Genomic DNA, 11,669 nt, shown 5'->3' with positions numbered 1-11,669 from the left:
GCAGCGCACGGTATTGCGCGATCGATGCGATTCCATGCTCGCCGAAGATGGCTTCCCGCTCGGTGACCACCGACTCGCACTCGGCGACGATCCGCTCGACGAGTCGCGGCTCCGTCCTGCCCGCGACGGCACCCACATGCGGCAGTGTTTGTACGGAGGCGAGCGCGCCACCGCCGAAGTCCAGGCAATAGAACTGCACGTGCCGCGGTTCACGAACCGCCGCCAGCGCGGTGATCAGCGTCCGCAGCGCCGTCGACTTGCCCGACTGGGGCGCGCCGACGATCGCCACATTCCCTGCGGCTCCGGATAAGTCGACCCACAGCGGCGTGCGGCACTGATCGAAGGGGCGATCGACCAAGCCGATGGGAACCGTCAGGCCGCCCGATTCGGACGCCACGTCAGGCAACAGCGTGTGCAGCGCGGGCGCCGACCCGAGCGGCGGCAACCAGACCTGGTGAGCCGGTGGCCCGTGCCCGGACAGTCGGCCCAGCACCGCGCGCAGGACGGTCGGATTCGCCGTGCCTGCTTCGTCGCCGGAGCTCACCACCCCCGCCACCCGAGTGCTGAACACCTGGGCCGAACGCGCCGCGAGGGTCGAGTCATATCGGGGCGGGGCTCGCTTCGGTCCCGACACCGTCGCGGCCTGGAATCGCACCGGCACTCCGCCGCTCGTACACAGAAAGCCAGCACCCGGGGTATTGGGCAACTCGTACGCATCGAGCGTTCCCAGAACCGCCCGTGATTCGCCCGGGGACAATGTCTTCAAACACAGCCGATACGACAGGTGGGCTTCCAGACCCCGCAACCGGCCTTCTTCGAGCCGCTGGCTGGCCAGCAGCAGGTGCATGCCCAGCGACCGGCCGAGGCGGCCGATCGCGGTGAATGTCTCGGCGAAATCGGGATGCCGGCTCAGTAGCTCGGAGAACTCGTCGACGATGATGAACAACGTGGGCAGAGCCGCCGCCACGGCGCCGCCGCGGCGGGCACGCTCATACTCCGCGACCCCGGCGCAGCCGGCCTCACGGAGCACTTGTTGACGACGGTTCATCTCACCGGCCAGGGCGTCGCGCATCCGCGCTACCAGCGGCGCGTCGTCGGCAAGGTTGGTGATGACCGCGGACACGTGCGAAGCCGCCGCGTAGTCGAGAAAGGTTGCCCCGCCTTTGAAGTCGATCAGCAGCAGGTTGAGGGTATCGGGCGGATTGCGCGCCATCATCCCCAGGGCGATGGTGCGCAACAGCTCCGATTTGCCCGACCCGGTGGCGCCGACGCAGAGCCCGTGTGGGCCCACTCCCTTCTCGGCCGGCTCTTTGATATCCAGTTCAAGTGGCGTCCCGGCTGCGGTGATTCCGATCGGAACGCAGAGTCGATCGCGGTGTTCTCGACTGCGCCACAGCGTGATCGGGTCGACGTGGTCCAGACCGCTGAGCCCGATCAGGTCCGGCCAGTCCGGATGGCTTAGCCCGTGTGAGTCCGTGCCCACGCGGTACCTTGCCAACCGTCGGCCACAGACCAACGCGGCCACCGGGTCCAGTTGGTCGGGGCGCGAAAGTGATTGAGTTTCCCCGTGTCGGCTGATGACCAATCGTCCGGCGCGCTCGGTCCCGAGCCCGACAACTGTTGCGCCGCCGATCGCGACGGGGCATTCGTCTGAGTCTGCGATCACCACCACGTGCGGTGGCCGCACTCCGGCCAGCGAGCGCTGCGCTTCGGCCGCACTCTGATACACCATGCGGAGCGGTCCGACCCCGTCGGTGGCGTTCGGATGTTGGTTGTGCGGCAGCCATTTCAGCCAGTCCCAGTGCGCCCGGTTCGGTTCGCTGACCACGGCAGCGATCAACAGCCGATCGGGCGGGTGCAGTACGGCCAACTGGCAGATCACCGCGCGCAACAGCGCACGGGCCGCAGCCGTGTCACCGTCGATCGTCACGGTCGCACTCCCCCGCAGGTCGACGGTGACCGGCGCGATGACGCCGGAATGCGTCCGGATGAATCGATGCAGGGCACCAGCGATGACCGGGTCGGTCGACTCCGTTTGCGGGGCCACCAGACGGCTGGCCAGCGGCTGAGCGGCGATGGCGACCCGAACGACGCAGAAGTCGCCGTCGCCGGGTTGGCGTTCCCACATCCGGGAGCCCCCGATCAGCGTCCACAACGTGTCGGGGTCTGGATGCCGGCGCAGCAGCGAATAGCGTTGTGTTTCCCCGATTTCAGTCACCTTTTCGCGAAGCCGACCCAGATACGCGAGGTAGTCGACCCGGTCGGCGGCCAAGTCGCCGCCCGTGCGACGGCTACGCCCGCTCATCAGCGTCACCACCGTCGAGGCCAGCATCATCACCGGGAAGGCCAGGAACATGGGATTGCGGGTGGTGGCCGACCCGGACGCGAACGCCGCGGCCATGACACCGATGCTCGCCAGGGACAGCATCACCGGCAGCAGGCGTGGCAGCACGCTCGACGCGGCGAGCGACGGCGCGATAGGCGGCTCGTCGATAACGATGTCCGCCGCTACCTCAGTCATCTCGCCTCCCGGTGACACGACGCTAGGTAGCACCGACATTGCCGACAAGTCACCTGTGGACAACTGAATAATCGCAGACCCAAAAGTGGCTATCTTCACGGTAATCCGAGCGAAGGGGTTACCGTTGTCCGCATCCGACGTGGGTCTGCGTCGCGTCTCGGTTCATACCGGGACTGCCGTTGTCGACGTGACGTTGTCCGGCGAGATCCCGGTCGCCGTTCTGATTCCATCGATCGTCGACATCCTGAAAGTCCGGGGCTGCGCAGCGGTTCTCGAGGCCGAGCGCTACCACCTGTCACCACTCGGTGCCGGCGCGTTAGATCCGCTGTCGACGCTGGAGCAGCACGGCATCGAAGACGGCGCGGTGCTGATGCTGAGCCGGGACGCTGATCCGCCACCGGCTCCCCGGTACGACGACGTGGCGGTGGCGGTGTCCGCCGCCTTGGAAGAGGCCGATCCAGCGCGCACCCACCCTCGGCATCGGCGGGCGGTCAGGGTCGCCGCCGCCGCGGCGGCGGGCTGCCTGGCCGGTATCGGCGGACTGACACTGGTGCGAAATGCATTCAGCAACAGCGTCGCTGGAGGCATCGACGCCGCGGCCGTTCTTGCGTCCGGCGCCGCGGTCGCGCTGCTGCTTGCGGCGATCGCTTGCCGCACCTATCGAGATCCGGCCGCCGGGTTGACGCTGGGCGTGATCGCCACCGAGTTCGCAGCGGTCGCCGGCTTTCTCGCGGTGCCCGGCACCCCGGGCGTCCCCAATGTATTACTCGCCGCGTCGACCGCCACCGTGACGGCGGTATCGGCCATTTACGCATCGGGCCGCGGTGTCACTTTGACCGCCATATCGTGCGCCGCGACGGTGATCGCGGTGGCCGCTGTGGCGGAAGTTTTCAGCGCCGCGCCGTTGCGCGCGGTCGGGGCCGCGTCCACCCTGATATCGCTAGGTCTGCTCGCGATGGCGGCGCGGGTGTCCATCGTGCTGGCGGGGTTGTCGCCGGCCTCAGACATCGACGACGCGGCCGCTGTGGCAGCGAAGGCGATCCGGGCGGACCGCTGGTTGACCAGCCTTGTCGCGGGATTGTCGTCGTCGGCTGTCGTAGGCTCGGTCGTCACGGTGTTCGCCAACGCATCTCGCTTCTCCTGCATGGCTTTTGGTGCACTCACAAGCGCGCTGCTGCTATTGCGCGCCCGGTCCGAGGAGGGACGACGAATGCTGGTGTTCGTCGGCAGCGGAACCATCATCGCCGCTACGACCCTCGGCGCTGCGGCCCTGCAAGCGCCGCAGCAAGGACCATGGGTCGCCACGTCGGCGGTGGCGTTGGCGGCTGCCGCGATGTATCTCGGCTTCGTGGCACCAGCACAATCCCTGTCACCGCTGGCCCGCCGAAGCGCCGATCTGCTGGAGTGCATGGCGCTGATCGTGTTGATCCCGTTGACCTGCTGGATATGCGGACTGTACGGCGCAATGAGGGGATTGAGCCTCGGGTGAGGATGCAGTTGCTGACGCGCACGCTCGCGGTGTCAGCGCTGACGCTGCTACCTGCGCTCGGAGTTCCTTGCGCGCAAGCGGTTTCACCTCCCAAAGTCGACGACCGCCTGCTACCAAAGCCGGCCCGACCGTCGCCGCCGTCGCCCACGGTGCAGCGCGAGGTGTGCGCGACGATGGCGACGGGCGCCGCACCCGGCCCGAGCCAGTTCGCGAACGTCGACGATCTGCCCCGGATCTGGCGACTCTCTCGCGGCGCCGGACAACGCGTCGCGGTTATCGACACCGGTATCTCGCGGCACCCGCTGCTGCCCGACGTGGTTCCGGGTGGGGACTATGTGTCCACCGGGGACGGTACTCAGGATTGCGACGCGCACGGCACCCCGGTGGCCGGAATCATCGCTGCGGCAACGCCTTCGGATCACGCTGCGAGCTTCAGCGGATTGGCGCCCGAGGCCACTCTGATCGCCATTCGTCAGTCCAGCGCGAAGTTCGCTTCCGCCAACGACCGGTCCCGCGCCGGCATCGGCGACGTCGACACCCTGGCGAAAGCCGTCCGGACGGCGGCAGATCTCGGCGCGTCAGTCATCAACATCTCGTCGGTTGCCTGCGTGCCGGTCGCGTCGACGCTTGACGACCGCGCACTGGGCGCAGCGCTGGCCTACGCCGTCGACGTCAAGAATGCCGTTGTCGTGGCCGCCGCGGGCAATAGCGGCGGCGCGCAATGTCCCTCGCAGCGGCCGGATGCGACCTGGGAGACCACCACGGTCGCGGTGAGCCCCGCCTGGTACGACGACTATGTGTTGACCGTCGGATCGGTGAACGCCCAAGGGAAGCCGTCGGCGTTCACTCTTGCCGGCCCCTGGGTGGACGTCGCGGCTCGCGGCGAGGAGGTGGGCTCACTCACTTCGGAAACGCTATCCGGAACGAGTTATGCGGCGCCGGTGGTCAGCGGCCTGGCCGCACTGATCCGGGCCCGGTTCCCGAGCATGACCGCGCGACAGGTGATGCAGCGCATCGAATCGACCGCGCATCACCCACCCGCGGGGTGGGATCCGCTGGTCGGCAACGGCACCGTAGATCTGTTGGCCGCGGTCAGTACCGACGCGGGTCCGCCTGCCAGCGCGGCCGCGCCATCACCCCTGCCGATCGCGACGACGCCGCCCGGCGCACCGCCGAAGTCGCACGCCCGCGAGACCGCGGTGCGCGGCGCAGCGATCTGCGTTGCAGCGCTGACGGTCGCGCTGGCCATCGGTGCGGCCAGGGTCCGGTTACGGCGATCCCGAGAGGGCGTCCCGGGCGGTTGAGGCGTTCCGTCTACTCAATTCCGGTCCGGCCGGCAGCACCCCCACGACGGACCACGGTGCCGGACTCGGCGCCCGCAACCCCAGATCGCGTTCCGCGTCGTCGTCATGGATGGCGAAGCGCACCCCGACGTCGGTGATCAGGTACCGAGTGCCGGCCGCTTCGCTTTCGCGTACGTAAGCGCTGCGACCGGGCGGCAGATACACGGCGTCCAGCGCGGGGCCGCGGCCATCGGCTTGCGACAGGGCTACTGGCGTCCGGCCAGCCGGAATCGGCAGCCGATTCCGGCTCAGGATCGCGACGCCGGATTCACCGGGCCGCCAAGAGGCGCACAGCACGCCATCACCGTCCGGCACCGTGGGCGCGCGGTCGGGAAACGTTCCCACTGGCAGCGAGTCGATCACCGGTGCGGCACGTATCGCATCGGGTGCGACCGTGACGGCGTTAGCTGTACCGCGGGAGTTGCCGAATCGAATCAGGTCGGCGGCCACCTGGCCGATTCGCTGGACGCCGGCCGCCAGCACGGCGAAATACTCGTCACCGCCGGCCCGTGTGACACGAACCACACTTCCGATCGGCAGTCCTCGCAGACCGGGCGCGGCGTCACCCGCCCCGGAAATCCGCGGCGCCCGGATGGGCGGCGCTTCGGGCACAGCGTTCAGCAACGCCTGCGAGACCAGTCGCGGAGCGCGGCCTTCCAGCCTGAGTGCACGCAAAACCGCAGCGTCTGTGCGATCCACCACGGCCCGCTGCCCGTCGTACAGCAAATAGGACGGCGAACCCGAGGCGGGCGCGACCAAGACCGCCTGCCCGTCCGCCAGCCGAGCGGCGAGCGTCTCCTCGGTGCGGCCGACGATGACGGTCGTGGCGCCCGACGCGTCGGTGTCACAGATGGTCCACGTCGACTCGCCCGCCGCCAGCGCTTCGCCGAGCGACTGTGGTGCACCCGGAATGCCGAGCAGCGGACCGCGTTTCGTGCGGGCCAAATCGGACTCCCGCACCCGCTGCGGGTTGGCGGCAGTCGCCGCGATCAGCCGCGCCGAGGCCAGGTTCAGCACCGGATGCCAGGTATCGCCGACCCGCACATACAGCGCCCCGGATTCTTGGCCGATCACGATCTGCGCACGGTCCAACGCGATCTCGGGTCGCAGCAAAGCGAGGAACACGCACGCCGCCGCAGCGAGGGCCGTCAGGACACCCCCGAGCGCCAGCGACGCCGTCTGTGCCCGCACGCCGGCCCCGGCCGCGGCCAGATCCCGGCCCAGCAACGCGCACTCCAAGCGCCTCGACAAGAAGCGGTGCGCGCTGACGTGCAGCCAGGTCGTCGGCTGACGCGGCACTGATCCCCCCAACCCTGCGAACGGTTGGACCGACGATAAACCCGAGAAAAGGCCAGGTCGTGACGTTTATCCACAGGTCAGCGAGTTTCGGGGCTCGCTGATTCTGGGTAGAGTAACGGCGTGATAACACACCGCATAGGCCGCTGCGTCGGGCTCGGGACCTCTGCGCTGGTCACTGCTTCTGGCCTGCTTCTGAACCCCGCCACGGCGCCGACCGCCTCCGCATTCGACTGCCCTGACGTCGAGGTCATCTTCGCGCGCGGCACCAACGAACCCGCCGGCCTGGGCCGCGTCGGTGACGCCCTGGTGGACTCGCTGCGCCAGCAGACCGGCCTGAACATCCTGCCGTACGGCGTCAACTACGCCGCCAGCAAGCTGCAGCTGCACGGCGGCGACGGAGCCAACGACACCATCGACCGCGTCAAGAAAAGCGTCGAAACGTGCCCGAACACCAAGATCGTGTTGGGCGGCTACTCGCAGGGCGCTTCGGTGATGGACATCGTGGCCGGCGTTCCCATCGGCGGCATCGGCTGGGGCAACAAGTTGCCGGAGCAGTACGCCAACAACATTGCGGCCGTGGTGACGTTCGGTGACGTGGCCGACCGCGCCGGCGGAACGCTGCCCAGCCAGAGCGCGCTGCTCGGCTCGAAGGCGCAAGACTACTGCAACCCGAACGACCCGATCTGCCATGCGGGCCCGGGTAACGAGTGGAGCGGGCACACCGAGGGCTACGTCCCCGTCTACACCACCCAGGCCGCCCAGTTCGTCGCGTCGAAGCTGGCCGGCACCGGCTCATTCCCGGGCTCCACCTCACCGGGTGGCATCGGCCCGCAGCAGTCCGGGCCCGGGTACGGCCAGCAATCGCCGGTCTACGGGCAGACGCCCGGGTCGCCGCCCTCGATTCACGGATCGGTGCCGACGCCCAGCACGCCGAACACGCCCAATATGCCCAGCGCGCCGATGGCGCCGACGCCGCAGGCTCCGCTCGTTTAAACCGTTACCGGTCCGAATCGTTACCGGCCGTATATCAACGCGCCCCTAACATCGTTGTGTGCGGGTTACCCCTCTAAGGCTGGCCGCCGTCATCCTCATGGCGGTGGTCGCGTTTTTGGTTGTCCCTCAACTGCTTCCCCGCGCCTTCGCCTCCTGCCCCGGCGTCGACGTGGTCTTCGCCAGAGGAACCGACGAACCCCCCGGTGTCGGGGTAGTGGGCGGAGCGTTCGTCAACTCGCTGCGCCAGCAGACCCGCAAAAGCGTTGAGGCATATGGGGTGAGGTATCCGGCGAGCAAAGACTTCCTGGCTGCCACGGACGGTGCCAACGACGCCAGCAACCACATTCAGCAGATGGCCGGCAACTGTCCCAATACCAAGGTCGTGCTCGGCGGATACTCCCAAGGCGCCGCCGTCGTCGACATAGTCACCGCCGCACCGCTTCCGGGCCTGGGCTTTCGACAGCCGTTGCCCGTCGGGGCCGCCGATCACGTCGCCGCCGTCGCGCTGTTCGGGAATCCGTCGGGCCGGGCGGGTCAGCTGATGAGCGCGCTGAGCCCCAACTTCGAAGGCAAGACCATCGACCTGTGCAACCCGGGCGACCCGATCTGCTCGGGCGGCATGCAGTGGAGTTCGCACCTGAGCTATGTGCCCGCATTAACCAACAAGGCCGCGAGTTTCGTCGCGGCCAGGGTTTAGCGCACGCGTACATCCCGGGTGATGAGGTTGCGCGCGGCCAGCTGATCGTCGGGTGGATAGTCCACGCCGACCAGCGTCAGCCCGTGCGCCGGGGCGGTGGCGTAGTCGCTGGATCGGTCTGTGGCGCTGAGCAATTCGCGGCACCACGAGACGGGACGCCGGTGTTCGCCGACGGCGAGCAACGCCCCGACCAGTGAGCGCACCATCGACCAGCAGAACGCGTCAGCGGTGACATGCGCGGTGATCAGGTCGCCCTCGCGCACCCAGTCCAGGCGCTGCAGGTCACGGATCGTGGTGGCATTCTCACGCTGACGGCAGAACGCCGCAAAATCGTGCAATCCCAACAGGTCTCGCGACGCGGCCGCCATCGCGTCCACGTCCAGCACGCGCGGCCAGGCGGTGATGTAGCGCGCCTGCAGCGGCTGCACCCCGTACGGCGCCGTCGAAAGCCGGTACACGTAATGGCGGCGCAACGCCGAGAATCGCGCGTCGAACCCCGTTGGGGCGCGGACGATATCGACGACGCGGACATCGGTGGGCAGAAACCGCCCGAGGCGACGCAGCAGCGCCACGAATTCGGGCTCGCCGACGTGCGGCGTGCGCGGATAGGCGTTGGGCAGCGCGTCTGGTGGCACATCGACGTGGGCCACCTGCCCGGTGGCGTGGACGCCGGCGTCGGTGCGCCCCGCCGCGCGCAGGTGCACGGACGTACGGAAGACCGTGGTCAGCGCCTCGTCGAGCACTCCGGCGACGGTCCGCTGGCCGGCTTGAGCCGCCCAGCCGGCGAAACCGGTTCCGTCGTAGGCGATATCGAGCCGCAGACGGACGTCCTCGCTAACTCTCGTCAGCCTCGTCTTTAGCCTCGGCGGCTTCGGCTTCGGCTCTCGCGGCCACGGCCTTGTCGGCCTTTTCTTCGGCTTCGACCTGAGCCTTGGTCGGCTCGGCCTCGGTCGTGGTCTCCTCGACCTCGGACGTTGCTTCCTCGACCGTCGGGCCGACGGCTTCCTCGGGCTCGACCGCCGCCTGAGGTGCCGCCGCTGCCGCGACCGGAGCGTCTGCAGTTTGGGGAGCCTTCTTGGACGCCTTCACCCGGCGTGCCCGATCGGCCTCCGAGGTTGCCGTCTTCTCCTGCACCAGTTCGATAACCGCCATCGGGGCGTTGTCGCCCTTACGCGGCTCGACCTTGATGATGCGGGTGTATCCGCCGTTGCGGTCGGCGAAGAACGGTCCGATCTCGGCGAACAGGGCGTGCACCACGTCCTTGTCGCGGATTTTCTTCATCACCTCGCGACGGTTGTGCAGCGAGCCCTTTTTCGCGTGCGTGATCAGCTTTTCCGCATAGGGTCGCAGCGCCCGCGCCTTCGGCTCGGTCGTCTTGATCCGGCCGTGCTCGAACAGCGACGTGGCCAGGTTGGCCAGAAGGGCTTTCTGGTGCGAAGACGACCCGCCGAGACGAGCGCCCTTGGTGGGCTTGGGCATTGCGACTATCTCCTATTTGGGGCCGGCCCCCGTATCAGGTAGGGCCGGGACGGGCTTTCGTCAGTTGTGTCCGGTTCCTCAGCGGCCACTGCACGGCCGCATCGTCACCGGACGGCCATTAGAGCTGTTCGGTTTCGGCGTAGTCCTGGTCGTCGTAGGCAGCCTCGGTGGACCAGGTGCCGGTGGCGACGTCGTAGCCCGCGACCTGCGACGGGTCGAAGCTCGGCGGGCTGTCCTTGAGCGACAGGCCAAGCTGGTGCAGCTTGACCTTCACCTCATCAATGGACTTCTGGCCGAAGTTACGAATGTCCAGCAGGTCGGACTCGGTCCGCGACACCAACTCGCCGACGGTGTGCACACCCTCACGCTTGAGGCAGTTGTAGGAACGCACGGTCAGGTCCAGGTCGTCGATCGGCAGTGCGAAGGACGCGATGTGGTCGGCCTCGGCGGGCGACGGCCCGATCTCGATGCCCTCGGCCTCGACATTGAGTTCCCTTGCCAGACCGAACAACTCGACCAGGGTCTTACCGGCCGACGCCAGCGCGTCACGCGGGGTGATCGAGTTCTTGGTCTCGACGTCCAGGACCAGCTTGTCGAAGTCGGTGCGCTGCTCGACACGGGTGGCTTCCACCTTGTAGGTGACCTTGAGCACCGGCGAGTAGATGGAATCGACTGGGATGCGGCCGATTTCGGCACCCGACGCGCGGTTCTGCACCGCGGGCACGTAGCCGCGGCCCCGCTCGACGACGAGCTCGACCTCGAGCTTGCCCTTGTCGTTCAGCGTCGCGATGTGCATCTCCGGGTTGTGCACCGTGACGCCGGCGGGCGGCACGATGTCGCCCGCGGTGACCGCACCCGGACCCTGCTTGCGCAGGTACATCGTGACCGGCTCGTCCTCCTCGGAGGACACGACCAGGCTCTTGAGGTTCAGGATGACGGCGGTGACGTCTTCCTTGACGCCGGGCACGGTGGTGAACTCGTGCAGGACGCCGTCGATGCGAATGCTGGTGACGGCCGCGCCGGGAATCGACGACAGCAGCGTCCGCCGGAGCGAGTTGCCCAGGGTGTAACCGAATCCCGGCTCCAGCGGTTCGATGACGAACTGGGACCGGCTGTCGCTGAGGACTTCCTCCGACAATGTGGGTCGCTGAGAGATCAGCATGGTGTTTCTTCTTCTCCTTCTCGGCACCCGCTATTTGATGCCGGTGGGGTTTTCGAGCCGGCCGGCTCGAAAGTCTTTTACTTCGAGTAGAACTCGACGATGAGCTGCTCGGCGAGCGGAACGTCGATCTGTGCCCGCTCGGGCAGCTGGTGGATCAGGATGCGCTGGCGCTCGCCGACGACCTGCAACCAGCTGGGGATCGGACGGTCGCCCGCCGTCTCCCGCGCGATCTGGAACGGCACGGTGTTCACCGACGAGTCCCGGACGTCGATGATGTCGTGCTGCGACACCCGGTAGCTGGGGACGTTGACGTGCACGCCGTTGACGCTGAAGTGCCCGTGGCTGACCAACTGGCGGGCCATCCGTCGGGTGCGGGCAAGCCCGGCGCGGTAGACCACGTTGTCGAGGCGGCTTTCGAGAATCTGCAGCAGGTTCTCACCCGTCTTGCCGGTGTGGCGGACGGCCTCTTCGTAGTAGCGGCGGAACTGCTTTTCCATCACGCCGTAGGTGAAGCGGGCCTTCTGCTTCTCCTGCAGCTGCAGCAGGTATTCGCTCTCCTTGATCCGCGCGCGACCGTGCTGGCCGGGCGGGTAGGGACGCTTCTCGAAGGCCTGGTCGCCACCGACGAGGTCGGTGCGCAGACGGCGCGACTTGCGCGTGATGGGTCCGGTGTAACGAGCCATGAT

General features: G+C 67.8%; 10 protein-coding genes. 4 read left to right on the top strand and 6 right to left on the bottom strand.

Translation table 11 applies throughout. The features are described from left to right. A partial coding sequence (gene eccCa, locus JOZ00_RS13935; RefSeq protein WP_293344536.1) for a type VII secretion protein EccCa occupies window positions 1-2,521 on the bottom strand: 2,521 nt, incomplete at its 3' end. Between the two features lie 124 nt (window positions 2,522-2,645). Between eccCa and eccD the strand changes: the two genes are divergently transcribed. Further along, window positions 2,646-4,010 carry a type VII secretion integral membrane protein EccD gene (gene eccD, locus JOZ00_RS13930; protein ID WP_293344535.1) on the top strand — a complete coding sequence of 455 codons (1,365 nt, stop codon included), beginning with the start codon at window positions 2,646-2,648 and terminating at the stop codon, window positions 4,008-4,010. Between the two features lie 2 nt (window positions 4,011-4,012). Beyond that, entirely contained in the window at window positions 4,013-5,314 is a 1,302-nt protein-coding gene (mycP, locus tag JOZ00_RS13925; RefSeq protein ID WP_293344540.1) for a type VII secretion-associated serine protease mycosin, read from the top strand. Here mycP and eccB read toward each other — a convergent pair. Further along, window positions 5,279-6,652, bottom strand: coding sequence for a type VII secretion protein EccB (gene eccB / locus JOZ00_RS13920; protein WP_293344534.1), 1,374 nt, complete (start codon window positions 6,650-6,652; stop codon window positions 5,279-5,281). The genes mycP and eccB overlap by 36 nt on opposite strands. Window positions 6,653-6,772: 120 nt before the next feature. Between eccB and JOZ00_RS13915 the strand changes: the two genes are divergently transcribed. Together JOZ00_RS13915 and JOZ00_RS13910 are read left to right on the top strand one after the other, a co-directional pair. Next, window positions 6,773-7,645 (top strand): cutinase family protein, encoded by an 873-nt coding sequence (locus tag JOZ00_RS13915; RefSeq protein WP_293344533.1) that lies wholly within the window; start codon window positions 6,773-6,775, stop codon window positions 7,643-7,645. 97 nt (window positions 7,646-7,742) lie between these two features. Then, entirely contained in the window at window positions 7,743-8,342 is a 600-nt protein-coding gene (locus JOZ00_RS13910; RefSeq protein ID WP_293344539.1) for a cutinase family protein, read from the top strand. Here the strand turns inward: JOZ00_RS13910 and truA are convergent. The 4 genes from truA to rpsD all read right to left on the bottom strand — a co-directional run bounded on the left by truA (window position 8,339) and on the right by rpsD (window position 11,666). Then, entirely contained in the window at window positions 8,339-9,190 is an 852-nt protein-coding gene (gene truA / locus JOZ00_RS13905; RefSeq protein WP_293344538.1) for a tRNA pseudouridine(38-40) synthase TruA, read from the bottom strand. The genes JOZ00_RS13910 and truA overlap by 4 nt on opposite strands. Next, window positions 9,177-9,821, bottom strand: a complete 645-nt coding sequence (gene rplQ / locus JOZ00_RS13900; protein WP_293344532.1) for a 50S ribosomal protein L17 — start codon at window positions 9,819-9,821, stop codon at window positions 9,177-9,179. Before rplQ ends, truA begins: the two co-directional genes overlap by 14 nt. Before the next feature lie 118 nt (window positions 9,822-9,939). Further along, window positions 9,940-10,983, bottom strand: a complete 1,044-nt coding sequence (locus tag JOZ00_RS13895) for a DNA-directed RNA polymerase subunit alpha (protein WP_293344531.1) — start codon at window positions 10,981-10,983, stop codon at window positions 9,940-9,942. Window positions 10,984-11,060: 77 nt separating this feature from the next. After that, window positions 11,061-11,666 carry a 30S ribosomal protein S4 gene (gene rpsD, locus JOZ00_RS13890; RefSeq protein ID WP_293344537.1) on the bottom strand — a complete coding sequence of 202 codons (606 nt, stop codon included), beginning with the start codon at window positions 11,664-11,666 and terminating at the stop codon, window positions 11,061-11,063. Window positions 11,667-11,669 lie beyond the last annotated feature (3 nt).

Origin of the sequence: Mycobacterium sp., from assembly GCF_019243155.1 — a bacterium.
Taxonomy (GTDB): domain Bacteria; phylum Actinomycetota; class Actinomycetes; order Mycobacteriales; family Mycobacteriaceae; genus Mycobacterium.
This window is presented reverse-complemented; position numbering and strand designations above follow the sequence as displayed.